The organism is Cupriavidus gilardii (genome assembly GCF_013347325.1).
Lineage (GTDB): Bacteria > Pseudomonadota > Gammaproteobacteria > Burkholderiales > Burkholderiaceae > Cupriavidus > Cupriavidus gilardii.
On record NZ_CP054626.1, the window covers coordinates 1646240 to 1669562 of the forward strand.

The 23323-nt window shown below is 66.6% G+C and carries 20 protein-coding genes; 7 read left to right on the plus strand and 13 right to left on the minus strand.

Annotated elements, in window-relative coordinates; all coding sequences use genetic code 11:
• Positions 1 to 3: 3 nt before the first annotated feature.
• The 3 genes from FOB47_RS17790 to FOB47_RS17800 all read right to left on the minus strand — a co-directional run bounded on the left by FOB47_RS17790 (position 4) and on the right by FOB47_RS17800 (position 4147).
• Positions 4 to 951, minus strand: a complete 948-nt coding sequence (locus FOB47_RS17790) for a branched-chain amino acid ABC transporter permease (RefSeq protein WP_151022477.1) — start codon at positions 949 to 951, stop codon at positions 4 to 6.
• Between the two features lie 168 nt (positions 952 to 1119).
• A complete protein-coding gene (locus tag FOB47_RS17795; RefSeq protein WP_006576140.1) occupies positions 1120 to 2358 on the minus strand; it encodes a branched-chain amino acid ABC transporter substrate-binding protein in 1239 nt (412 codons plus the stop codon).
• A gap of 163 nt (positions 2359 to 2521) precedes the next feature.
• Positions 2522 to 4147 (minus strand): 3-(methylthio)propionyl-CoA ligase, encoded by a 1626-nt coding sequence (locus FOB47_RS17800; RefSeq protein ID WP_174781724.1) that lies wholly within the window; start codon positions 4145 to 4147, stop codon positions 2522 to 2524.
• 454 nt (positions 4148 to 4601) lie between these two features.
• On the opposite strand from FOB47_RS17800, the gene FOB47_RS17805 reads away from it, so the two are divergent.
• The 5 genes from FOB47_RS17805 (at position 4602) to FOB47_RS17825 (ending at position 8656) form a co-directional block, all read left to right on the plus strand.
• On the plus strand, positions 4602 to 6233 hold the full coding sequence (locus FOB47_RS17805; RefSeq protein ID WP_174781725.1) for a protein adenylyltransferase SelO: 1632 nt from the start codon (positions 4602 to 4604) through the stop codon (positions 6231 to 6233).
• A gap of 66 nt (positions 6234 to 6299) precedes the next feature.
• Complete coding sequence (msrB, locus tag FOB47_RS17810) at positions 6300 to 6749, plus strand: peptide-methionine (R)-S-oxide reductase MsrB (protein WP_053821895.1); 450 nt, start codon at positions 6300 to 6302, stop codon at positions 6747 to 6749.
• A gap of 115 nt (positions 6750 to 6864) precedes the next feature.
• The gene (locus tag FOB47_RS17815; protein ID WP_053821896.1) at positions 6865 to 7428 is read left to right on the plus strand and encodes a septation protein A; all 564 of its coding nucleotides are present in this window, start codon (positions 6865 to 6867) and stop codon (positions 7426 to 7428) included.
• A gap of 16 nt (positions 7429 to 7444) precedes the next feature.
• Positions 7445 to 7774 (plus strand): BolA family protein, encoded by a 330-nt coding sequence (locus FOB47_RS17820; RefSeq protein ID WP_244959460.1) that lies wholly within the window; start codon positions 7445 to 7447, stop codon positions 7772 to 7774.
• A gap of 87 nt (positions 7775 to 7861) precedes the next feature.
• On the plus strand, positions 7862 to 8656 hold the full coding sequence (locus FOB47_RS17825) for a peptidylprolyl isomerase (protein ID WP_053821898.1): 795 nt from the start codon (positions 7862 to 7864) through the stop codon (positions 8654 to 8656).
• A 164-nt stretch (positions 8657 to 8820) separates the two neighbouring features.
• Here FOB47_RS17825 and FOB47_RS17830 read toward each other — a convergent pair whose 3' ends face one another.
• Positions 8821 to 9435, minus strand: a complete 615-nt coding sequence (locus tag FOB47_RS17830) for a DUF1439 domain-containing protein (protein WP_174781726.1) — start codon at positions 9433 to 9435, stop codon at positions 8821 to 8823.
• A gap of 82 nt (positions 9436 to 9517) precedes the next feature.
• Positions 9518 to 9718 carry a SlyX family protein gene (locus tag FOB47_RS17835; RefSeq protein ID WP_053821900.1) on the minus strand — a complete coding sequence of 67 codons (201 nt, stop codon included), beginning with the start codon at positions 9716 to 9718 and terminating at the stop codon, positions 9518 to 9520.
• Between the two features lie 673 nt (positions 9719 to 10391).
• Between FOB47_RS17835 and FOB47_RS17840 the strand changes: the two genes are divergently transcribed.
• Positions 10392 to 11411 carry a DMT family transporter gene (locus FOB47_RS17840; protein WP_244959461.1) on the plus strand — a complete coding sequence of 340 codons (1020 nt, stop codon included), beginning with the start codon at positions 10392 to 10394 and terminating at the stop codon, positions 11409 to 11411.
• Positions 11412 to 11443: 32 nt separating this feature from the next.
• Here FOB47_RS17840 and FOB47_RS17845 read toward each other — a convergent pair whose 3' ends face one another.
• The 3 genes from FOB47_RS17845 to FOB47_RS17855 all read right to left on the minus strand — a co-directional run bounded on the left by FOB47_RS17845 (position 11444) and on the right by FOB47_RS17855 (position 13936).
• Positions 11444 to 11818: a Clp protease/crotonase-like domain-containing protein gene (locus tag FOB47_RS17845; protein ID WP_053821902.1), complete on the minus strand. Its 375-nt coding sequence runs from the start codon at positions 11816 to 11818 to the stop codon at positions 11444 to 11446.
• A gap of 60 nt (positions 11819 to 11878) precedes the next feature.
• Entirely contained in the window at positions 11879 to 12397 is a 519-nt protein-coding gene (locus tag FOB47_RS17850; RefSeq protein WP_043437575.1) for a nucleoside deaminase, read from the minus strand.
• Positions 12398 to 12481: 84 nt separating this feature from the next.
• A complete protein-coding gene (locus FOB47_RS17855) occupies positions 12482 to 13936 on the minus strand; it encodes a nucleobase:cation symporter-2 family protein (protein WP_244959462.1) in 1455 nt (484 codons plus the stop codon).
• A gap of 149 nt (positions 13937 to 14085) precedes the next feature.
• On the opposite strand from FOB47_RS17855, the gene FOB47_RS17860 reads away from it, so the two are divergent.
• Positions 14086 to 15000, plus strand: coding sequence for a LysR family transcriptional regulator (locus FOB47_RS17860; RefSeq protein ID WP_053821903.1), 915 nt, complete (start codon positions 14086 to 14088; stop codon positions 14998 to 15000).
• Positions 15001 to 15084: 84 nt separating this feature from the next.
• Here FOB47_RS17860 and FOB47_RS17865 read toward each other — a convergent pair whose 3' ends face one another.
• Genes FOB47_RS17865 through FOB47_RS17885 form a run of 5 tightly spaced genes read right to left on the minus strand, consistent with a single transcriptional unit; the run spans position 15085 to position 23295 of the window.
• On the minus strand, positions 15085 to 15963 hold the full coding sequence (locus tag FOB47_RS17865) for an energy transducer TonB (RefSeq protein WP_174781727.1): 879 nt from the start codon (positions 15961 to 15963) through the stop codon (positions 15085 to 15087).
• Between the two features lie 7 nt (positions 15964 to 15970).
• On the minus strand, positions 15971 to 16903 hold the full coding sequence (locus FOB47_RS17870; RefSeq protein ID WP_174781728.1) for a DUF6708 domain-containing protein: 933 nt from the start codon (positions 16901 to 16903) through the stop codon (positions 15971 to 15973).
• 1 nt (position 16904) lies between these two features.
• Positions 16905 to 19631, minus strand: a complete 2727-nt coding sequence (locus FOB47_RS17875) for a T6SS effector BTH_I2691 family protein (protein ID WP_174781729.1) — start codon at positions 19629 to 19631, stop codon at positions 16905 to 16907.
• Entirely contained in the window at positions 19628 to 20503 is an 876-nt protein-coding gene (locus tag FOB47_RS17880) for a DUF4123 domain-containing protein (RefSeq protein WP_174781730.1), read from the minus strand. The genes FOB47_RS17875 and FOB47_RS17880 overlap by 4 nt, the downstream gene beginning before the upstream one ends.
• A complete protein-coding gene (locus tag FOB47_RS17885; RefSeq protein ID WP_174781731.1) occupies positions 20503 to 23295 on the minus strand; it encodes a type VI secretion system Vgr family protein in 2793 nt (930 codons plus the stop codon). The genes FOB47_RS17880 and FOB47_RS17885 overlap by 1 nt, the downstream gene beginning before the upstream one ends.
• Positions 23296 to 23323: the final 28 nt, after the last annotated feature.

Sequence of the window (23323 nt, forward strand, 5' to 3'; positions counted from 1 at the left end):
GCTTCAGCTCTCCCGGGTTCCCATCAGGCCGCGCGGGCGGAAGATCAGCATCACGACCAGCAGCAGATACGGCAGCACCGGGGCGACCTGCGCCACCGTCAGCCGCCACAGCGAATAGAACGGCGTTTCGCTGGTCACGTTCAGCCCCAGCGAATTGAACATGCCGGCCAGCGACGCGTCGATGGTGACCGCGAAGGTCTGCAGCAGCCCGATCAGGATCGACGCGATGAACGCCCCGACCAGCGAGCCCATGCCGCCGACCACCGCCACCACGAACACGATCGAGCCGACCGCGGCGGCCATCGACGGCTCGGTGACGAAGGCATTGCCGCCGATCACGCCGGCCAGGCCCGCCAGCGCGGCACCGCCGCCGAACACCAGCATGAAGACGCGCGGCACGTTGTGGCCCAGGGCCTCGACCATCTCCGGATGCGTCAGCGCGGCCTGAATCACCAGCCCGATGCGGGTGCGCGTCAGCACCAGGTAGATCGCCACCAGCATCGCCAGCGACACCAGCATCATGAAGGCGCGGTACTTGGGGAAGGCCGAGGTGAACACGGTAAACAGCGGCCCGTCGAGCTCGGCCGGAATCCGGTACGGCACCGCCGCCAGACCCCAGACCAGCTTGACGCCCTCCTCGATCAGGTAGGCCAGGCCGAAGGTGAACAGCAGCTCGGCGACGTGGCCGTACTTGTGCACGGCTCGCAGGCCGAAGCGCTCGACCAGCGCACCGGCGAACGCCACCAGCAGCGGCGCGGCGATCAGCGCCGGCCAGAAGCCGATCTTGGTCGAGATCGAATACGCGAAATAGGCGCCGAGCATGTAGAAGCTCGCATGCGCGAAGTTCAGCACGCCCATCATGCTGAAGATCAGCGTCAGGCCCGACGACAGCATGAACAGCAGCAGCCCATAGCTGATGCCGTTCAACAGCGAGATGATGAAGAATTCCACAGCCAGTCCTTCCATCTGGCGCCGGGCCGGCGGCAAGTGCCGCCGGCCGGCGAAGGCGAAGCGAGGGCGGGCGCGGCGGCCGTGTCTGCGCCCCCAGGGGCCGGCAGCATACCACCGGCGCTGGCGGTCAGAGGCCGCGCGGGCGCGCCGCGTGTGGCGCGTCCGGGATCAGCCTGGACGCTTCATCTGGCAGGAGGTGGGTTGGGCGGCGACATGCGCGTCCAGCACCGCGTTGGTCTTCCAGCCGTAGCCGGTGTTTTCCTGGTCGTACTTGACTTCCTTGCCGTCGACCTTGGTCCAGGTGGCGATGGTCAGCGGCTGCTGGGCCTGGTGGTCGGTCGCGCGCATCTCGACGGTGCCGTTCATGCTCTCGACCTTCATGCCCTCGAGCGCCTTGGCCACCTTGACCGGATCGGTCGACTTGGCGTTCTTGAAGGCCTGGCTGAGCATCGCGATGCCGGTATACGAGGCCATCACGTAGAAGTCGTCGTTGTACTTCTTCTCGTAGCCCTCGATCACTTCCGAGCCGCGGAAGCCCTTGTTGTTCGGGTTGTAGTAGCCGACATAGCGCACGCGCTCGGCTCCGGCCGCGCCCATCGCGGTCGGCACCCCGGTGGTGGCCGCGTAATAGGTATAGAAATTGGCGGTCAGCCCGGCGTCCTTGGCCGCCTTGATCAGCAGCGCGAGGTCGCTGCCCCAGTTGCCGGTGATCACGGTATCGGCCCCGGCCGCCTTGATCTTGGCTACGTAGGGCGAGAAGTCCTTGACCTGCGCCAGCGGGTGCAGGTCCTCGCCGACGACCTGGATGTCCGGGCGTTTGCGCTTCAGGTATTCCTTGGCGGCGCGCGCGACCTGGTGGCCGAACGAGTAGTTCTGGTTGATCAGATAGACCTTCTTGACGTTCTGGTCCTGCGCCAGATAAGTGGTCAGCGCCTCCATCTTCATGTCGGAGTTGGCGTCCAGACGGAAATGCCAGTAGTTGCATTTCGAGTTGGTCATGTCCGGATCGACCGCGGCATAGTTCAGATAGATGATCTCCTTGCCGGGGTTGCGCTCGTTGTGCTTGGCCACCGCATCCTGCAGCGCCAGGCCGACCGACGAGCCGTTGCCCTGCACGACGTAGCGGATGCCCTGGTCGACGGCCTGCTTCAGGATCGTCAGGCTTTCCTGCGGCGACAGCTTGTTGTCGAATCCCACGACCTCGAACTTGTGCCCGCCGGCCCAGTTCTTCTGATTGGCCAGCTCGGCGACGTACTGCCAACTCTTGAGCTGGTTCTGGCCGACCGGCGCCATCAGGCCCGACAGCGGATCGATGAACGCGATCTTCACCGTATCGGCCGCGGCGGCTCCCGAACCGAGCGCAGCCATCAATGCCACGCCGGCGACGAGCGGACGCAATCTGATCATGGTTTGTCTCCTTCTCTCTTTCTCTCGTTGGCTATCGTGATGAGCGGGCGCTCGGGGCTGCCGCTTTTATGCTGTCTCGCGGCTTGCCCGATGGCCCGTTTGCTTCTACGGCGGCGCCATCGAAGACGCCCCGGCTGCTGCACGTGCCCTGCGGCGGCCCCGTTCAGGCCGTCGGCAGCCGATAGTCCTTGAACTGCTCGCGCAGCTTCAGCTTCTGCATCTTGCCGGTGGCCGTCAGCGGGATCTCGTCGACAAAGGCGACATCGTCGGGGATCCACCATTTGGCGACCTTGCCCTCGAAGAAGCTCAGCAGCTCTTCGCGGGTCAGCTCGGAGCCAGGCTTCTTCATCACCACCAGCAACGGCCGCTCGTCCCACTTGGGATGGTGCACCGAGATGCAGGCGGCCATATGCACCGCCGGATGCGCCGCGGCGACGTTCTCGACGTCGATCGACGAAATCCATTCGCCGCCGGACTTGATCACGTCCTTGCTGCGGTCGGTGATCTGCATATAGCCGTCGGCATCGATCGTCGCCACATCGCCGGTCGGAAACCAGCCGTCGACCAGCGGCGAGCTGTCGCTGCGGTAATAGCGGTCGATGATCCAGGGGCCGCGCACCATCAGGTCGCCGAAGGCCTTGCCGTCCCACGGCAGCTCGCGCCCTTCGCCGTCGACGATCTTCATGTCGACGCCGTAGATGACCCGGCCCTGCTTCTCCAGAATCGCCTGCTGCTGCTCGGGCGGCAGCGACAGATGCTTGTTCAGCAGCTTGCAGGTGGTGCCCAGCGGCGACATCTCGGTCATGCCCCAGGCATGGATCACCTCGACATCGAGCGCGTTCAGCGCCTTGATCATCGCCGGCGGCGCGGCCGAGCCGCCGATCACCGTGCGCTTGAAGCTGGAGAAGCGCAGCTGGTTGGCCTGCACATGCTGCAGCAGGCCGAGCCAGACCGTCGGCACGCCCGCCGAAAAGGTGACCTGCTCCTGCTCGAACAGCTCGTACAGCGAGGCGCCGTCGAGCTTCGCGCCCGGGAACACCAGCTTGGCGCCGACCAGCGGCACCGAGTACGGCAGGCCCCAGGCATTGACGTGGAACATCGGCACGACCGGCAGGATCACGTCCTTGGCCGAGCAGCCCAGCGCGTCGGGCAAGGCGGACGCATACGAATGCAGCACCGTCGAGCGATGCGAATAGAGCGCGCCCTTCGGATTGCCGGTGGTGCCGGAGGTGTAGCACAGGCTCGACGCGGTGTTCTCGTCGAAGCTCGGCCACTGGTAGTTGCCGTCCTGGCCCTCGATCAGATCCTCGTAGCACAGCAGCGGCAGCTTCGATTCGGCCGGCAGGTGCGCGCGGTCGCTCATCAGCACCCAGCCCTTGACCTGCGGGCAATGCGGCGCCAGGCCCTCGACCAGCGGCAGGAAGGTCAGGTCGAAGAACACATAGCGGTCTTCGGCGTGATTGACGATATAGGCCAGCTGCTCGGGGAACAGCCGCGGGTTGATCGTGTGGCAGACCGAACCCATGCCCGATACCGCGTAGTAGATCTCGAGGTGGCGGTAGCCGTTCCACGCCAGCGTGCCGACCCGCTCGCCGGGCTGCACGCCCAGCTTGCCCAGCGCCTGCGCCAGCTTGCGGGCGCGCAGTTCGCAATCGCGGTAGGTATAGCGGTGGAGATCCCCTTCGGTGCGCCGCGAAACGATTTCGGTGCTGCCGTAATGGCGGGCGGCGTGGGTGATGATGGAGGAAATGAGCAGCGGCGCGCCCATCATTTGTCCCATCAATGCCATGGGAATGGTCTCCTGTATCGGTTGCGATATTCGCCCCGGCAACGCCGAGAAGCGAACAATCGTTCTTTTTTTAGGCCGACAAAAACCTTCCAGCGGAAGGCGTCAGCAGACACGCTCACTCTGCCCGTCCTGCACTGCCCACGTGCACTGCGCCGGTGCACAGCAGAGGCGCAAACGGGCGGCATGACGGGAAGACTGCCGGTGATGGCCGCGCCGCGATGGGAACAAGCGGAAACAAGCGGGAACACCGGCCGCGGCGCCGCGGTCAGACCAGGGAAAATGCGGCGTGCAAGTACAATACTGCCAGCCATGTTGCACCTCAACATGTCGTTTTCCCTAGCCTGCAAGCGCACTTCCAGGCAGGCCACCGATTGCAGGCTGTTGCACCGCGCCGGTCCCCAGCCCCCCTCCGCGACCATTCGCGCCCGGCGCGTGAAGCCAAGGCCCCGACCTCATGTCCTCTGATCCGACCTCAGCTGTCTCCCCCGCACCGGCTCCCTCGGCTCCGTCGTCGTCCGCCATCGCCGCAGAACCGCCCTTTTCCGTGGCGCCCGGTTTTGCCGCGCTCGGCGAGCGCTTCTTCACCCGCCTGCAGCCTACGCCATTGCCGGCGCCCTATCTGGTTGCCGTCGCCCCGGCCGCGGCGGAACTGCTCGGCTGGCAGGCGGGTCATTCGGGCGAGCCAGCCAGCCCCGACAAGGCGCCCCCGCTGCGGGACTTCGCCGAAATCTTCATCGGCAACCGCGTGCCGGACTGGGCCGATCCGCTGGCCACCGTCTACTCGGGCCACCAGTTCGGCGTCTGGGCCGGCCAGCTCGGCGACGGGCGCGCGATCCGGCTCGCCGAGGCGCAGACCGCCAACGGTCCGTGGGAAATCCAGCTCAAGGGCTCCGGCAAGACGCCGTATTCGCGCATGGGCGACGGCCGCGCGGTGCTGCGCTCGTCGATCCGCGAATACCTGTGCTCCGAGGCCATGGCCGCACTGGGCATTCCGACCACGCGCGCGCTGTGCATCGTCGGCTCCGACGCGCCGGTACGCCGCGAGACCATCGAGACCGCCGCGGTGGTCACGCGCCTGGCGCCCACCTTCATCCGCTTCGGCCATTTCGAGCATTTCGCCGCGCACGACGACGTGGCCGCGCTGCGCCAGCTGGCCGACTTCGTCATCGACCGCTTCATGCCTGAATGCCGCGATAGCGCCGGCGGCGACATCATCAGCCCCTACCAGGCGCTGCTGCGCGAGGTATCGCTGCGCACCGCCGACCTGATGGCGCAGTGGCAGGCCGTGGGCTTCTGCCACGGCGTGATGAACACCGACAACATGTCGATCCTCGGCCTGACCATCGACTACGGTCCGTTCGGCTTTCTCGACGCCTTCGACGCCAACCATATCTGCAACCACTCGGACACCCAGGGCCGCTACGCCTACAGCCAGCAGCCGCAGGTCGGCTTCTGGAACCTGCATTGCCTGGCGCAGGCGCTGCTGCCGCTGTGGATCGAGCGGGAGGACGGCCAGGCGCCGACCGAAGCGGCCAAGGAGGCCGCGATCGAGGCCGCGCACGCCGGCCTCGATCCCTTCCGTGACCGCTATGCGCAGCGCTTCTTCCAGCTGTACCGCGCCAAGCTGGGCCTGGCGAGCGCCGATATCGACCACGCGGCCGACGAGGCGCTGCTGACCGACCTCTTCCGCCTGCTGCATTCGCAGCGGGTCGACTACACCTTGTTCTGGCGCAACCTCGCCCGCATCTCGTCGGCGGACGGCAGCCGCGACGCGCCGGTGCGCGACCTGTTCATGGACCGGGCCGGCTGGGATGCGTGGGCCGAGCGCTACCGCGCCCGCCTGCGCGCCGAGAGCTCGGACGACGCGGCCCGCGCGGTGTCGATGCTGGCGGTCAATCCGAAGTACGTGCTGCGCAACCATCTGGCCGAAGTGGCGATCCAGCGTGCCAAGGAGAAGGACTTCAGCGAGGTGCAGCGGCTGCTGGCGGTGCTGTCGCGGCCATTCGACGAGCAGCCCGAGGCCGAGTCGTATGCCGCGCTGCCGCCCGACTGGGCGTCCGGTATCGAGGTAAGCTGTTCGTCCTGATATCGGTCCCGATCTCGAACCGATCTATCGAACCCAACACCGATCGCCCCCACAAGGATCCGCATCATGCCCGTCAACAAGACCGAAGCCGAATGGCGCGCGCAACTGTCCGACATCGAATACCGGGTCACGCGCGAGGCCGCCACCGAACGCGCCTTCACCGGCCGCTACTGGGACCACTGGGAGCCCGGCATCTACCGCTGTGTGGGCTGCGGCACGCCGCTGTTCGAGTCCACTACCAAGTTCGACGCCGGTTGTGGCTGGCCCAGCTATTTCCGGCCCATCAACGGTGAGGTGATCGACGAACACGTCGACCGCAGCCACGGCATGGTCCGCATCGAGGTGCGCTGCAAGGAATGCGGCAGCCATCTGGGTCACGTGTTCGAGGATGGCCCCGCGCCGACCGGCCTGCGCTATTGCATCAATTCGGCTGCGCTAAAATTCGACGACCGCGAGCCCGAACCGGGCTCCGGCGAGGATGCAGGCCACGCCGGCAAGTCCGGCACGCCTGGCTGAGCCGCAGCGCTGACCAACGCACGCTGACCAACGCACGCTGACCCGCCGCGGCCAGACCCCACGATAACGATTCCGCGATGCCGCGCGCCGGCATCGCCTTCCCCGACGGACCCGCATGAAATTTCTGTTCGACCTGTTCCCGGTCATCCTGTTTTTCGTCACCTTCAAGCTGGCGGGCATCTTTGCCGCCACGGCGGTCGCCATCGCGGCCACCATCGTGCAGATCGGCTGGGTCTGGCTGCGCCACCGCAAGGTCGAACCGATGCAATGGATCAGCCTGCTGATCATCGTCGTGTTCGGCGGCGCCACACTGCTGCTGCACAACGAGACCTTCATCAAGTGGAAGCCGACCGTGCTGTACTGGCTGTTCGCGGTCGCGCTGCTGGCCTCCGCCGCGATCTGGCGCAAGAACCTGATCCGCGCCATGATGGAAAAGTCCGTCAAGCTGCCCGACCCGGTCTGGGGCCGCCTCAATACCGCCTGGGCCGGCTTCTTCGCCGCGATGGGCGTGCTGAACCTGTGGGTCGCCTACCAGTTCTCGACCGACATCTGGGTCAATTTCAAGCTGTTCGGCAGCATGGGCCTGATGCTGGTCTTCATCGTCGCGCAAAGCCTCTGGCTGTCGCGCCATATGAACGAAAACGCGCCGGAAAAAGCGCAGGAAAGCGCCCGCGATTGAGCGCGGGCATCGCACCATGAACGACGTCTCTTCTTCGTTGCGTCCCGACAGCGCCGCCAACAGTCCCGCCGGCGACACCGCCGCGCAGATCGACGCCCTGCTGCGCGCCGAACTGGCCCCGTCCCAATTGACCGTGCGCGACGACAGTGCGCTGCATGCGGGCCATCCGGGCGCGGCCTCGGGCGGCGGGCACTATCATGTCACCATCGTCAGCGAACGCTTCGCCGGCGCGAGCCGGGTTGCCCGGCATCGCATGGTGTATGATGCGCTGCGCAGTCTCTTCCCCATGCGGATCCATGCCCTGGCAGTGTCCGCATTCACCGAGCAAGAGTATTCCGCGCAGTGACCATCATCCGCGCGGTGTCTGCACAAGCCTCTGCGCAAGTATCTGCATAATCGTCCAGCCTTCCCCAGACTTCCCAACACTGATTCCATGAAGACCACTGTCCTCTCGTTCAGCCTGGCGGCTGTGCTTGCCGCTGGCAGCTTGCCCGCACTCGCCCAGAATGCCGCCGTCGTCAATGGCAAGGGCATTCCGTCGGCCAAGCTCGACAAGCTGATCGCCGGCACCGGCCAGCCGGATTCCCCGGAGCTGCGGGATCGCGCGCGCAACATGCTGATCGACCGCGAACTGCTGGTGCAGGAAGCCACCAAGCGCGGCGTCACGCAGAACCCGGACGTGCAGGAGCAGCTGGAACAGGCGCGACTGAACGTGCTGGCCGGCGCTGTATTCGAAGACTATGTGCGCACCCACGGCACCAGCGATGCCGAACTGCGCAAGCAATACGACAAGATCAAGGCCCAGTTCGGCAACGGCAAGGAATACCGCGCCCGCCATATCCTGGTCGAGAAGGAATCGGAAGCGGTCGCGATCATCGCCAAGATCAAGGGCGGCGCCAAGTTCGCCGACGTGGCCAAGGCCTCGTCGAAGGATCCGGGCTCGGCCGCCAACGGTGGCGATCTCGACTGGGCCAGCAGCAACAGCTATGTGCCGGAGTTCTCGGCCGCGATGGCCGGGCTGAAGAAGGGCCAGATGACCGAGACCCCGGTCAAGACCCAGTTCGGCTGGCACGTGATCCTGCTCGAGGACGAGCGCGAGACCAAGATCCCGACCTTCGAGGAAGCCAAGCCCCAGCTGCAGCAGATGCTGATGAGCGACCAGAACTGGCAGCGCGAGCAGTTCCAGTCGATGATGAAGTCGCTGCGGGACAAGGCCAAGATCCAGTAAGGCGGCTTGCCCCTGGCGCCCGGTCAACACCGGGCGTCGACGAGAAAACCGGCGCTTTACGCGCCGGTTTTTCTTTGCGTCTCGCGGCCATTCGGGCCATTCGGGCCATTCGGGCCATTCGAGCCATTCGAGCCATTCGGGGCCGTGAGATGGTCGGCCCCGCGCTACTTCGTGTCGATCTTCACCGCGATACCATCCTCGGTCACGGTGATCGCGCCGGGCTCGACCTGCTTGCCGTTGACCTGCAGTTCCTCGGGCTTGAACGTGTGCAGCGGATAGTCCTTCAGCAGTTCCTGCGCCACCAGATTGCCCACCGCATTGAGCTGTGCGCTGTATTGGCCCGGCACGCCGTCGACCTGGACCTGCTCGACGGTCGGGTTGTCGAGCAGCACCGCGCGCTTGACCGGGTCGTAGCGCAGGCCGCTGTTCAGCGCCAGCGTGCCGTTGATCGGCGGCGCCGGCAGCAGGCTGTTGGTCAGCTGCGCATCGACCTGCGTGGTGATGCGGTTGCCCACCGCGTCGAGCGTCAGCCGCGGCCGCGTCAGCCGGACGTCGAGCACTTGCGCATAGCGCAGCGTCGCCGGAAAGCGGCCTTCGACGGCGCGCTGCAGTTCCTGCTTGGTGAAGGTGTATTCGCCGGTCCAGATGTTGTAGCCGGCGATCGCGGCGCCCGAGAGCACGGCAAGGCCGGCACCGAGGCCAAGCGCCGCGGCGGTGGCCGTGGCCGCCAGGGGCCGCCGGAGGCCCCGGCGGCGGCCATGCGAAGGGATCGAAGACATGCGCGATGCTGGAGTGGTCACCTCGGTCAGACCCGGGTGGCGTCCCGGCGTTCCAACATCGGCAATTGGTAGCAGCGGCGGCTCAGTAGTGCGGCGGTATTTCCTGCACCGACCCGTCGGCCGCGTTACCCGTGGCGGCGGGCAATTGCTGGTACAGCGCCTGCATTTGCTCCTGCAGCAATTCGATCTGCCGCTGCTGCTTCGCGACGGTCAGGTTCAGCGTTTCCAGCAGGTCTTCCTGGAAGGCCAGCTTGACCTCCAGCTCGGTGATTCGCGATTCCATGAGGTCCTCCAATGCCAGATGTCAGACATACGGGCGGGCATGCGCCCGCGGGGCGCGCATTGTACCGGACCGGCGCCCCGGCCCGGGCCACCGCGGACGGGGTTGTCAGCACATCATAGAGCGTGTACGCTTGCGCGAGTCGTGCCGCGGAAAGCATCCGATTTCGGTCTGATTCCGATAGATCGCCCCGCCGCCGACGCACCGACCGTCCCATGACGGTCGTGTGACGGTTTTCCACCCCTTTCGGTTCCACTTGGGCTCCATGACGCCTGTACGCCGCGCTTCTTCGATTGCCGATCCGGTCCTGCCGACCGGTGGCGCGCGCGCGTCGGCGCCTCCCCGCGTTTCTCCTGTCTGGTCGCCGCCGGCCGCTGTCTGCTCGCCCCCGGCTGACGTCGCCGCCGTCGTGGCAGGCGTAGCACCGCCGCGCGCTGTCGTGGCCGGTGTTGCACCGCCGCGCGCCGTCGTCGCAGCGGTCGCCCCGCCGCCCGCGGCCGTCCTCGGCTGACCCCAGCCGACCCCCACTCTTCCGTCTGACCGTGCGCGCCCGGCGTGCGCGAACGCCATTGCCGTCTGCTCGATGCCGCGCATCGCGCCGATGCCGGCTCGAAATCGCCGCCGGCGTTCGCTCACGGTCGACCGAAGCCCGTCACACCAATGACAGGTGAAACCGATGAACCTCCAAAGATTCGCGCATGCGGCGCGATCGACGTTGTCCTTGCTGTCCTTGTCGACGTTCTCGTCCGCGCTGTTGTCGGCGCTGTTGTCGGCATTTTCGTCCCGACCGACCTCGTCCCGGCCCTCCTCCTCCCGACCGTCCCTGCGCTCGCGCGTGAAGCTGCCGGACACCTGGGCCGCCCACGGCTCCACGGCGCTGTTCGTGCTGCTGTGGAGCAGCGGCGCGATCGTCGCCAAATGGGGCCTGGCCTATGCCTCCGCCTTTGCCTTCCTGACGCTGCGCTTCGTGCTGGCGTTCGGCGTGCTGCTGGCGATCGCCGCATGGCGCCGCCGCTGGCTGCCCGAGCCCGGACAGCGCGCGCGGGTCGCGATGGTCGGGCTGCTGCTGACCGGCTGCTATTCGATCTGCTACCTGCTGGCGCTGGACCGCGGCGTCACGCCCGGCATGCTGGCCACGCTGCTCGGCGCCCAGCCGATCCTGACGCTGCTGCTGACGGAGCGCCGCTTCTCGGCGTTGCGGCTGGTCGGGCTGGTGCTGGCGCTGGCGGGACTCGTGATGGTCGTCTACCAGGGCATCGGCATTGCCGGCACCCCGGTGGCCGGCATGCTCTATGCGCTGACCGCGCTGGCCACGATGACGGCCGGCACCATCGTGCAGAAAGGCATCCGCCAGGCGCCGATCGACGTGATGCCGCTGCAATACGGCATCGCGCTGCTGATGTGCCTGGCGCTGCTGCCGTTCGAGCCGATCCACGTCTCGTGGACGCCCGCGCTGCTGCTGCCGCTCGGCTGGATGGCGCTGGTGATCTCGATCGGCGCGACACTGCTGCTGTACCGGATGATCCAGGGCGGCAATCTGGTCAATGTGACCAGCCTGTTCTACCTGGTGCCCGCCGGCACCGCGGTGCTCGACTATCTGATCCTCGGCAACCGGCTGGCGCCGCTCGCGTTGGCCGGCATGGTGACGATCCTGCTCGGGCTGGCGCTGGTGTTTCGGAACAAGCCCGGGGCGTGATGAGCCCGTGCGCCGTCGCCGGCCACCGCTGCTCAGGGCGGCGGCCGGCGACGGCGGGCCAGCACCGCGCCCAGGATCAGGCCGACCACGAGGGCGACCACGATCCACAGCCATGACGCTGCCATCGGTGGCGCCGTAGCGGGCGCCGTCGACGACCCGGGGGCGGCGGTCGGCGTCACGCCGGCCATCGTCGCGGTCAGCGCCTGCCAATCGGCTTTCGTGATCTGCGTCATCCGGGCCGCATCGGGCAGCCCGAACACGCAGATCTCGCCGCCCGGCAACTGACAGAAGCGCTCGGCCGGGCAAGCCTTCAGGATCTGTGGGGTTTCTCCCGTGCCACACCGTGCGCCGGCGCTCTTGAGCACCTGCAGGGTGACGTCGGGATGCTTGGTCAGTTGTTCCGGCATGGTGCCTCCCGCTGACATCGGCGACGAAACGCGTCGCAAGCGCGAGGCCCCTGCCCCGCCTTACTTCCAGAACCCAGTATGGGACTGGGCCGCCTCGTCTTCCAGCATCGGACCGTGCACCTCGATCTGGCGCTGTCCCCGCGCGAAGACTTCGCGGCAAGGCAGCGAGAAAGTCGGATTCTCCGGATGGTCGCCGGTCAGCCCGAGCAAGGTGTGCTCCGACAGCGCATAGACCACGCGGCCGATATTGCACCAGTAGATCGCGCCGGCGCACATACAGCAGGGTTCGGCGCTGGTGTACAGCGTGCAGCGTGCCAACTGTTCCGGACTCAGGCGCTTGGCGGCCAGCGCCGCTGCGGCCAGCTCCGCATGCTGGGTCGGATCACCCTGCGGCGGCATCGAGTTGTTGCCGGCCGAGGCGACGATATTGCCGTGCTCGTCCGCCACGATCGCCGCGAAGGGATGGCGGCCGTTCTGCTTCGATTGCTCGGCCAGCGCGATTGACTCGCGCAGCAGCCGCAGGTCCAGTTCGGACAGCGTGGAGGTGGTGGTACGGGTCTGGGTGTCGATGGCTGGCATCGGACGATTCTCCTGGCAAAGATGCGCGTGATGGCGCGATTCGATTCGATCCAAATAGATTGCGGCCGGCATGGCCCCTTGAGGTCAGGACTGGCCCGAGGCGACGGCATGCTCGCTGTCGGTCACCGCGGCCTTCGATGTTCCACGATTGAGCAACAGGTTCAGCAGCACGGCCGTGATCGCCCCGAGGAAAATGCCGCTGTCGAGCACCAGCTTCAGCGGACCTTCGACGCGCTCGAACAGCGCCGGCAGCGACATCGGAAGCACGCCGACGCTCACCGACACCGCGACGATGATCGCGTTGCGCGTACCGTCGAACTTCACGCGCGACAGCTCCTGGATACCGGCGACCGTCGTCATGCCGAACATCACGATCGCGCAGCCGCCCAGCACCGGCCGCGGTACCGAAGCAATCAGCGCGCCAAGTTTCGGGAACAGGCCCATCAAGACCATGATGGCGCCCGCCGATGCCACGACATAGCGGCTCTTGACGTTGGAAAGCGCGATCAGCCCGGTGTTCTGCGTGAACGCGTTATAGGGAAAGCTGTTGAAGACGCCGCCGAGCATCGTCGACAGTCCATCGGCGCGGAAGGCATCGCCGAGCGTGCGCTGCGTCGACGGCCGGCCAACGATGGTGCCGATCGCCAGCACATTGCCGGTGGTCTCGGCCATGATCACCAGCATCGCCAGCAGCATCACCAGCGTCGGCACCGGTGCGAAGGACGGGGCGCCGAACGCGAACGGCGGGCTGATCTCGAACCAGGCGGCGCGCCCGACCGCGTCGAAGCTCGTCATGCCGCAGGCCATCGCGATCGCGGTGCCCGCCAGCAGGCCGATCAGCACCGACAGATTGCCGATAAAGCCGGAGAAGCGCGCATAGACGAACAGCGTGATGGCGATCGTCGCCAGGCCGAGCAGCAGGTTCGGCGTCGCGCCAAAGTCCGGTGCCGCGGGATTGCCGCCGCCCAGCCAGATCGCCGCTGCGGGCATCAGCGTGACGCCGATGATCACGATCAGACTGCCGATCACCACCGGCGGAAACCAGCGCAGCAGCCGGCTGAACAGCGGTGCAATCGCGATGGTCAGCGCGCCGGCGGCAATGACGGCACCGAACACATGGCTGAGCCCGTATTGCTGGCCGATCAGGATCATCGGCGCGATCGCGATAAACGAACAACCCTGGATCAGCGGCAGGCGTGCGCCAAAACGCCAGAAACCCAGCGTCTGGATCAGCGTCGCAATGCCCGAGGTCAGCAGATTGGCATTGATCAGCGTGACCATCTGCTGCTGGGTCAAGCCCAGCGCGCTGCCAAGAATCAACGGCACCGCGACGGCGCCCGCGTACATCACCAGCACGTGCTGCAGGCCGAAGCTGGCCAGCTGCCGCAACGGCAATCGTTGGTCGACGGGGTGGACGGCCGGGCGGACGTCCGGGTGGCCGGCCGATTGATAGGCCGATTGATAGGCCGAGTGAGCAGCCGAGTGAGCGGCCGGCTCCTGCGGCATCGGTTCTGGTCCCGCCTGTTGCTGCGAATGCATCGTGGTCTCCTCCGTCTGGTCTGTGGTCCCGCGCTTTTGCGCCGGCCGGATCGGTGCGCCATAATCCGGCGGGTTTGCGCGGCGGGCCAAATCGGCAGCCATCGATTTTTTTGATAGGCAGTTTTTTGACGGGCAGGAGTCAGGCGGCGATGCGCTATTCGCTCGATCAGCTGGAAATGTTCACCCTGGTGGCCAGCACCGGCTCGTTCTCGGCCGCGGCCCGGCAACTGCGCAAGACGCAGTCCGCGGTCAGCACCGCGATCGCCAATCTGGAGGCCGACCTCGGCCTGGTGCTGTTCGAACGCGGCGGCAAGGCATCGACACTGACGCCGGCCGGAGAAAAGCTGCGCAACGAAGCCGAGCTGGTGCTGGAGCGCTGCCTGCAACTGGAGGCGCATGCCAACGAGCTCGGCGAACGCGTCGAGCCGGCGCTGACGCTGGCGATCGAAGTCCCCTACTCCACCCTGATGCCGCCGCTACGCGACTTCGCCGAGCGCTTTCCGCATGTCGACCTGCAGATCCGGCATCCGCTGCATGGCGATGTGGCCGAACTGCTCGCGCGCGGCGAAGCGGACCTGGGCATCGCGTTCTCGCAGCCGGCCTACCCGCGCGATCTCGGCTTTGCCCAGATGGGCAAGCTGATCCTGTCGCATGTCGCGCACCGGGACCATCCTCTTTCGAAGCTCAAGCGCGTCGATTTCGCCGACCTGCGTGCGCACCGGCGGCTGGTGTTCAGCGGCCACAACCACAAGCTGCCCAGCAGCGAATACCTCGATGCGACGCGCTGCTGGCAAGCGGAAAGCTATGCAGCGCTGCTCGAACTGGCTCGCACCGGCCTGGGCTGGACCACGCTGCCGCGGCAACTGATCCTGTCGGAATTGGCGTCAGGCGAACTGGTGGAACTGCCACTGACCGCTTATCCGTACACCGACTGGCTGGTCGGTGTGGATCTGATCTGGGCGAAGGCGCATGTGCTCGGCAAGGCCGGGTTGTGGTTGAAGCGCCGGCTTGGCGAGCACAAGGTGTATGAGGTGGATCGGGAGGGGAAGAGGACGACGTTGTAGGTTGGCGTCGTCATTGGCAGTGCGACACGCGCATACCCCGCCTCTGCACTACCCGCAATCCGCGCTACCCAGCCCTACCCGACGTTAGCCGCCGGCGCGAACGACAAACGACTGTGTCGTCGTGAACGGCACCAGGGCACCGTTACCCCGAGTTGAACAACGCATGCCGTTCATTGCCCGGCGCGCCGCGTTGTCGACCGGCTGAAAGCCCGACGGTTTCTCCACCGCAGTCCGGGCGACGGAACCATCCTCGCCAATCCAGACCCGTACCGTCACCGATACAGGCTTGTCGGGCAGTTCGCTGACCAGGCTGAGCCGCGGCTGGGAGCAGCCGACATTGGGCGGCAGCCCTTCCCGATAGTTGACCGGCGCAGGCGCCGTGGGACGCGGTGAGGTTTCTTCATTGCGGCAGATCGCCTGCTGTTCCTCGAACACCTTGCGCATCGCCTGCAACGTGTTCGGCTGCGTGGCCGCGCCGGCCGACCACTTGGCTGCCAGCGGCGCGGGCAGAGCCTTGCCTACCACGGCAGATTCCTCGGGCGTCAGCCGGAAAACGAGATTGCCCGACGCCAGCCGCTCGGCTCGCGCCTGCTGGATGCGCTTGCCTTCCGGGGTATCGAGGAAGCGCGTCAGGGCAAGGAACTCGTCCCTGGAGAAATCCTCGGCGAGCGGATAGCCGATCCGGTTGGCGACGGAGCGCGGCTCCAGGGCAGACAGGCAGGCCGCGCGCGCCGGCGGAACCTTGTCGCCTTGCTGCTTCAGCGTGCCTTTTGCGGCGGCGATCACTTCGCCGGTGGCGACGGCTTCGGAGACGCGTTTTGCGGCGCGTTCCAGCGCAGTGGCGCCCTCTGCATTGCCGGCATCGGCGGCGACGGCCGCGCCTGCAACGACCATCAGCGCCACGGCGGCCGTCAGCGAGCCAGGCCATCCGGCTCGCCGGAACGATACGGCATCGCGCGTCATTCGGCGCTCAGCGTAGATTCGGCGGATTGCTGCTTGCATCCTTGACATAGGGATCGTCCTTCGAGACGGGCGCGGCCTCTTCGATGTCCTTCGGCCAGACCGGCACCCGGCAAGTTCTCATGACCAGCGCGCGCGTGCACGCCAGCAGAAGGTTGAATGGCCACATCAGCCAATAGATCGGCGCGGAACCGGCGTCATTGGCGAAGACACGTTCCAGGCCGACGCGGAAGCGCTCGCGCCGCCCGTCGATCGGCACGCAGTACCGGATCCGGTCGATCAGGTCCTTCGGCCCCTCTTCCATATACCGCCGCAGGAATTCCCAATGCGCCTTCAAGCGCTGTGGGTCGACTTCCCACAGCGAAAACGCGAACTGCTCGCGTACCGTGACGCCGTCGCGATCCAGCACCAGGCCGCGAATATCGCGCACCGGCTGAACCGATCCGGAACAGCGGCCGAGCGTGAAGAACACATCGTCCCAGCGCACGCTCAGGATGCTGCCATCCAGCCGGAACACATGCAGCATCCGGTTGCGCCGATCCAGCCGGATCGGATAGTGCGTGTAGCGCCCGAGCTCCCGGCGTGCCATCCATACCGACAGCGCCACGATGGGCGCCATCACGAATGCCACGAAGCCGAGGAAGACGGCGACGGTGCCCGGCGTGTACAGCCCCAGCGCCAGCGGCCGCTGCGCGGCCAGGCTCATGGCGACGAAACCGCCGACACAGACCATGATCACGACCAGCGCCATCAGCGTCAGCGCGCCCCGGGAGTCGTAGTAGCGGTCGACCGAATCCAGATAGCTGGAATTGATCTTGATCACGCAGAGCTGATCGTGCGGCTCGACCTGCAGACGCTGCCCCTGACGCAGGCGGTGAGCGCGCTCGTCGTCGTCGATTGGCCGGTTGACGCGGTACTTGCGCACCAGTCCCGTGAAATCCATATCAGTCCTTCGTGGCCAGCTTCAGCTGTTCCATCTCCTCTTCGACGTCCCCATAGCGCTCGTCGCTGAGGCTGCCCCAATAGCAGCGCTCGAGCCAATCCTGGATCTTGTCGTCGGCAAGCCAGGCGATCAGCCCCGCGATTACGAACATCACGATGGCAATCACGATGCCCCAGCCCGTCATGCCGACGTACACGGCCCAGACCATCAGCAGCCCCACCGCCGCCGACAGCACGTAGAGCCCGCCGACGATCACGTTGCCCTCCGAGAATTCGAGCCGTGCCTGGTTCAGATCGAGCACCGCGATGATGACACCGCCGACCGCGGTCGCGCGGCGCCCCACACTCTCCAGCATCTTGGCTAGCGACGCGTCCAGTGCGCGCCCGAACTGCAGGCCGAATGTGACGCGGGCCTTGGCGACCTTCGACACCAGTTCGATGATCCCGCCCGCGACGCCAACCACCCCGCCGAGAATGCGCCCCCATGTATCGCCGACCTTGTGATTCATCGAGTCGTCGCTGTCGCTCCACAGCTTGATCAGCAGCACGATATCGAGAACGGACGACGCCGCGCCGACGCGCACATCGGTATTGATGACGCCTTTCCATGCACCGGGCAGGCGCATCAGCGCATAGTTGTTTGGCAGCCGCAACGAGCGGGCCAACCACGCGGTACGCTGTGCCTTGGTCAGGCCGGAGGGCATGCCTTTCAGATGAGCGGGATCGACCAGCACCAGGAAGGACTTGTTGGTCGTTCCCTCCATCGGCAGTCCATGCACCTCGAGGCGCCGCAGCTCCAGCTCGACCGGGTCGTACAGGGCTCGGCGCGACGGCACATCCTGCCCCGCCTCCGCACTCAAATTGCGGATCTTGCGGATCAGTTCGCGGCGGAACGTCCGGTAGTCGCCCTCGACCTGCAGCGGCACCATGGCCTTCCTGGACAACATGCCGAACAGAACGGCGATGCCCTTGATCGGCCCATCGGTGGTCGCCTTGCTCAGCGCCCATGCCAAAGGACCGTTGATGCCGAGAATGAAATTGGCAATCAGGCACGACGCCGTGGCCGGGTTCGACACGCGCTGGAAGGCGAAGTCGTAGACCTTGATCAGCGAAGGCCAGGACAGGTTCCACGGATCCACGCCGCTCGATGACGCCTTGGCGGCAGCCGCAAGCACGTCCTGCTGATTGAAGCCCAGCGCGCGCAGCAACAGGTTCTTCTGGTCGTCGGGACTTCCGTCGAGCCACTTCTTGTACAGATCGAAGCAGATCGGCTTGTCCTGCGTATTGCCGATACACAGCATCACAGCGCCGGTATAGGCCTCGCCGCTGCGCATATTGGTCTCGTCGTAGTTGCAGGCGAACACGTTGGCCATCGCCTCGCTCTCGAGCCAGGCACGATGCGCCTTGGCCAGCGGATCGATCGTCTTCTTGTTGAACCCGTCGAGCGCGCGGTCGAATGCCTTCTGGAAATCGTCGCGGGCCTTCTCGTCATAGCGCTTCGCGCCGGTCACCATGCGCGTCTCGTACTTGGTCCACGAGCTGCTGCGCGCCTGGTGAAGGCGGGCCTTGGGCACATTGCGATAGGCCTCCGCAATACTGCGATTGCGGGCCTTCTCGGGTTCGCCGAGCAGCCATTCGGCCAGCATCTTGCCGGCCGCCAGGGTCTCCGCGCCCGCGCCGCCCGGAATCGGCATCGCATGCGGATCCGCGGTGCCGTAGATCTCGACGTTCTGGGCGCTCTCCTCGGCCGTACGCATGACTTCGAGTTCGGCATGGTTGCCGATCGACTCGCGGATCGACATGATCGCCTGCGACACGGCCAGCTTGCGGGCGCGGTCGGGATCTTCGTACAGGAAGTCCTCATAGCACTCCCGCATCAGCGGATCGAGTTCCGACGCGATGCCGACCGGGTCCCACAGTGCCGCCAAGGCCGGCCGATACGGGGCGGCGGCGGTCTCGGCCCACTTCAGAAGATCGGCCTCTTGCTCCTTGCAGGCATTGAAGTCGTGCGGCGAGAAGCTGAAAGCCGGGTATGCCTTGATCACGATGGTCGGCAGCGTATGCGCGTCCGGATGGCTTTCCGGCATCGGTTGCGGGGGCGTATCCTCGACCGTCGCGCCCTCGGCACGGAACTCGGCCACCAGCTTGCTGGCGTCGGTCAGCGGGGCCATGTGAGGCAAGGCCGCACCGCCACCGCGCCACTTGTCGATATCGATCCGGCGCATATGCTTTTCGCGCCAGGCCTGGCGCTTGTGCCGCTTCTTGACCTCCTCGGTCCACATCACGTCAGAGAAGCCGATCCAGACCGGACCGGCGACATGGGCATCCTTGACCGTGATGCAGCGCGCGATCACCGCATCCTGCTTGTTGCTGCAGCTGAATTCGATGTCTTCCGGCAGCGGCGGTGCCGGATCGTTGAAGTCGAATTCATACAGGTAGCCGGCCTCGGTCACGACGTAGGCGGACCACAGGCCGCGCTTCTCGTTGAAGACGTAGAGGTAGCCGCCGCGCAGCAGGCGCAGGGTGTAACGGGCCACGTCCTCCGGCAACGAGATGGCCGTCACCTTGTCGCCGAACTGCGGATCGAGCGCCGGCGGTACCGGGGCCAATTGCCGTCCGCTCCTGTTCTTTCCGGTGCGGCCGATCGCGTATCGTACGGGCAGGATGGGCAGCCCTTCCTTGTCGCAGAAGGGGCATTTGGACGCTTCCTCGATGGCGGCTGCGTTCATGTCGCTTTTTCCAGTAGTCGATCGTTGTGGTCCGTTCCGGTTGCAGGCGGAACGCCCAGCGGGTCGTCGGTCAGTTCGGCACAGGCGCCGACGTAGCTCAGTTCGCCGGCCACGGCCTTCTGCAGCGCCGCCTTCAGCGCGGGATGGGCGTCCGGGCGGCCTTGCATCGCTACGCATTGGACGGCGTATAGCCGGCGGTCTGCGTCATCGCGCAAGTTGTGCCGTTGCGTGGCTTCGACCAGCGCTTCGTCCAGCTGCCGGCCCAGCGCGACCGCGTCGGCGCAGGGCCAACCGCCTCTGACCAGCGTTTGCAGGCAACCGTTGACCAGCCCCACACGCCGCAGCGGCCCGATCTGGCCGGTCCGGACCCGCAGCGGCAGATGGGGATCGCCGCTGGAAATGTGCTGGCGATGCTGCCCGATGGAGTCGACCCAATGCCATTGCGCGACAGGCCCCATCAGGGCGTCGAGTTGCGCCTCGTCGAGGATGCCCAGCAATTGCGTCATCACGCGCGGATCGCTGAAGCGCAGCAGAAAGCGGCCGCTGGCGGGCGCGCTTAGCAGCTGCGCCGTACCGAGATGGTGGGCAATCCGTTCGGTCGCGTGCTCACTGACCAGGCAGGCGCTGAAATACGGGCGCAGATAGTCCTGCTGCCAGCGCGACGCGGCTTCGATCAGGCCGATCTTCTGCTGGCGATCGAGCTCGGCCAACGCAAGCAGTGCCGGCATCAGATGCGGCTGAACGTCGACGCCCCGAGGCACGAGCGGCGTCACCGGATACGCCGCCACGGCCTGCCGCCCCAGCTGCAGCGGGCTCAGCACGACGTGCGTGAAGTCGTCCAGGAAGCGATGATGCAGATCGAACATCGCCATCAGCCCAACGGCACCAGCGCGTCGCCCGCGGCTTCGGCGCCGCGCGTCTTGAATTCGCACAGCCCCAGGTCGCCCTTGGCCAGCGAATTGTTCGCCTCGGCACCGCCCGGCCCCACAAACCGATGCCCCGCCCCCTTGAACTCCACCTTCCCGGGCGCGTGCAGTTCAATCTTGCCGCCCAGCACGCGGATCTGCGCGCCGGCGGCATTCAGCAGCACGTGCTGCTTGCCCTCGACCGTAACGTTGGCCTGCGTCGAGGCGATTGTCACCGTGCGCTCGGCGGCGTAGCGGCTGGCGCCGCTCAGGCTGGCGACTTCGACCTTGCCGATGGCGGCGTGAAGGGCCATGCCTTTGGCGTCGCCGCCCTTCTGGGCGGTCTGCGTACCTTGGCCACCCGCTCCGGAGGCCGCACCCGATCCGCCTTGCCCATCGGTAAACAGGCTCAAGCCATCGGCCACCGCGACGGCCAGATTGCCGCCTGCCGCCAGATTGACATGCTCGCCCGCCACCAGCGTCGCATTGGTCCCAGCGACCAGCACCGCATCGGCCGGCGTCGACAGTGCCACGCCCTTCGGGCCCGACACCACGAGATGCGGCTTGCTGTAGGCGATCGCCGAGCCGCCGTCTTCGGCCTTCGCCTCGGTGCGCAACACTTCGGCGCTCTCCTTCAGCGATTCGAGCGCCGGCAGCGCATCGGCAGCCGGCTCGCCTGGCAGAGCGGCCTTCTGCTTGGCCGCCTGCTGCGCCAGCGTGCGGGCGAGCTCCAGGCTGTCTTCGACCTGCGTCGCGGCCTGCTCGCTCTGCAGCAGCGGTTGCGTGACGCTGCCATCTTCGGCGGCGATCAGCAGGCCGGAGCCGGCGCGGACGCTGCCGGAAGCGTCGGTGGCCAGCGCCGCGCCATGACCCAGGTCCGCCTCGCGGGCGTTGTCGCGCTGGAACAAGTGGTGGCCCAGCGTCAGCGACGTCGCGGCCTGCGTGGTCGACAGCAGCGTGCGGCTCTGGCCCTCGGTGTCGTCGAACACCAGCTGGTTGTAGCCCCCGTTGCCGGTCTGGCTGGCGGACAGCGCCTGCGTCTTGATGCCGGACAGCACGGCGTTGTGCGCGTGCGCCTTGTCGTTCTTGCCGTCGCCGGCGAACCAGGCGGGCGCATTGCCGGTCGCGTTGGCGGCGCCGGCCTGTTGCTTGTTGATCTGCGCGTCGGGCTCGCCGGCGCCGTTGTAGGCCGCGCCGACGACCACCGGCCGGTCGATATCGCCGTTGACGAACTCGACCACCACTTCCTGGCCGACTCGCGGCAGCGCGACGCCGCCCCAGTTGTCGCCGGCCACCGGCGTGGCGACGCGCAGCCAGCAGCCCAGTGCGGACTCGGCGCGCGCGTTGTCGTCGCCGGCCGGGTGGGACTGACGGCTCGATGAACGCCCGCCGCGCTGCCAATGGAATTGAACCTTGATGCGATGGTCCCGATCGGTATGGACAGGACCGCCGTCACCGACGACCAGTGCGGTCTGGCTGCCGCGCACGGTGGGACGCGGATGCAGCAGTCGGCCGTCCTCGCCGCGCAGCGCCGGCCGGTATGGCACGCTGGCGCGCACGGCGGTGAAGCGGTTGCGGTACAGCGGCAGCGTTTCGTTGTCGCCGGCCGGGGCCAGGCCCGTCATTGCCATCAAGGCTTGGCCGAAGCCCTCGTTGAAGTTGTTGCGAGCCTCGTGCGTGACCGACAGCACCACGAAGCGGCGGCCGTCGTCCTCGTCGCCATCGTGCTCGTAGTGATCGAGCAGAGAGAACGTAGTGGCCGGCGCCAGCGTGCGGACCGTGCCGCCGCCATGGAAGGCCTTGTTGCGAACCTCGAGCGATTCCATCGCGATGCGGGCGATGCGCTGCGCCTGCTCTGCGTCCTCGAACGCGTACTGGCCGACGTAGTCCGTGTCGGTCAGCGGGCTGGCCTGCTCGCCGTTGTCGTGGTGCGTGCTCAGCGTGGCGCTGCGCAGCGAGGCGGTGCGGTAGTCCCAGGTCGCCAGCTCGACCGCATTGGTCTGCCACTGGCGCTCGCCCTGCCATTCGGTGATCACGTCCTCCGAAGCGGTCGCATCGGCGCGGCCGAAGCGGATGCTGGCCTGGGCGTTGTCCTTGAATACGTCGTTGCGATCGGCGATCACCATCCGATGCAGGCCGAGGGCGTCGCCATCGGCAGCCTCGTGCTCGAAGTAGTAGAACAGCCCTTCCTCGGCCAGCAACCGCGTCACGAAGTCGAAGTCGGACTCGTCGTACTGCGTCACCACGCTGCGCTTCGGATAGATCGCGGCGTCGGCCACCGCCCAGCGCCATTCCGGCACCAGCTTGCCCTGCCCGCGGTAGTCGCCCAGCACGCTGTCGACGACTTCGATCACCGACATGTCCTGGAACAGGAAGCTGTCGCGCCGATGCCGCAGGAAGGCCAGCCACGGCTCGATCACGAGCCGGTAGCGCGCCAGGCCGCCATTGGCGCCGACGCGCTCGAACACCGTCACATGGCCGTGCAACGCGCGCGGCTTGTCGCGGCTGAGCTGCGTCAGCAGATCGATGCGCACCGGCTGGCCGAGCAAGGCGGCCGGATCGAGCTTCGCGTCGTCCGACAGCGCCGACAGCTCGATACGAAAACCGCCGCCATCGAGCTGTTCGCGCGCGAGCAGACGCTCGGCCAGCAGCACGTCGTCGCCCAGCGGCGTCTCTAGCCGCAGCAGCCGGTCGTGCTGGCGGAAGGCCGCGCGCAGTTGCGCCGCCAGTTCATGCGCCATATCGGTCAGTACGCCCATCGCTGCCTCGACTGTGAGTTACGGTGTC

Excerpts from the sequence above, each read along its gene's own strand:
- FOB47_RS17795 (WP_006576140.1), bottom strand. The coding sequence starts at position 2,358 with ATGATCAGATTGCGTCCGCTCGTCGCCGGCGTGGCATTGATGGCTGCG.
- FOB47_RS17800 (WP_174781724.1), bottom strand. The coding sequence starts at position 4,147 with ATGGCATTGATGGGACAAATGATGGGCGCGCCGCTGCTCATTTCCTCC.
- FOB47_RS17805 (WP_174781725.1), top strand. The coding sequence starts at position 4,602 with ATGTCCTCTGATCCGACCTCAGCTGTCTCCCCCGCACCGGCTCCCTCG.
- msrB (WP_053821895.1), top strand. The coding sequence starts at position 6,300 with ATGCCCGTCAACAAGACCGAAGCCGAATGGCGCGCGCAACTGTCCGAC.
- FOB47_RS17815 (WP_053821896.1), top strand. The coding sequence starts at position 6,865 with ATGAAATTTCTGTTCGACCTGTTCCCGGTCATCCTGTTTTTCGTCACC.
- FOB47_RS17820 (WP_244959460.1), top strand. The coding sequence starts at position 7,445 with ATGAACGACGTCTCTTCTTCGTTGCGTCCCGACAGCGCCGCCAACAGT.
- FOB47_RS17825 (WP_053821898.1), top strand. The coding sequence starts at position 7,862 with ATGAAGACCACTGTCCTCTCGTTCAGCCTGGCGGCTGTGCTTGCCGCT.
- FOB47_RS17830 (WP_174781726.1), bottom strand. The coding sequence starts at position 9,435 with ATGTCTTCGATCCCTTCGCATGGCCGCCGCCGGGGCCTCCGGCGGCCC.
- FOB47_RS17835 (WP_053821900.1), bottom strand. The coding sequence starts at position 9,718 with ATGGAATCGCGAATCACCGAGCTGGAGGTCAAGCTGGCCTTCCAGGAA.
- FOB47_RS17840 (WP_244959461.1), top strand. The coding sequence starts at position 10,392 with ATGAACCTCCAAAGATTCGCGCATGCGGCGCGATCGACGTTGTCCTTG.
- FOB47_RS17845 (WP_053821902.1), bottom strand. The coding sequence starts at position 11,818 with ATGCCGGAACAACTGACCAAGCATCCCGACGTCACCCTGCAGGTGCTC.
- FOB47_RS17850 (WP_043437575.1), bottom strand. The coding sequence starts at position 12,397 with ATGCCAGCCATCGACACCCAGACCCGTACCACCACCTCCACGCTGTCC.
- FOB47_RS17855 (WP_244959462.1), bottom strand. The coding sequence starts at position 13,936 with ATGCATTCGCAGCAACAGGCGGGACCAGAACCGATGCCGCAGGAGCCG.
- FOB47_RS17860 (WP_053821903.1), top strand. The coding sequence starts at position 14,086 with ATGCGCTATTCGCTCGATCAGCTGGAAATGTTCACCCTGGTGGCCAGC.
- FOB47_RS17865 (WP_174781727.1), bottom strand. The coding sequence starts at position 15,963 with ATGACGCGCGATGCCGTATCGTTCCGGCGAGCCGGATGGCCTGGCTCG.
- FOB47_RS17870 (WP_174781728.1), bottom strand. The coding sequence starts at position 16,903 with ATGGATTTCACGGGACTGGTGCGCAAGTACCGCGTCAACCGGCCAATC.
- FOB47_RS17875 (WP_174781729.1), bottom strand. The coding sequence starts at position 19,631 with ATGAACGCAGCCGCCATCGAGGAAGCGTCCAAATGCCCCTTCTGCGAC.
- FOB47_RS17880 (WP_174781730.1), bottom strand. The coding sequence starts at position 20,503 with ATGGCGATGTTCGATCTGCATCATCGCTTCCTGGACGACTTCACGCAC.
- FOB47_RS17885 (WP_174781731.1), bottom strand. The coding sequence starts at position 23,295 with ATGGGCGTACTGACCGATATGGCGCATGAACTGGCGGCGCAACTGCGC.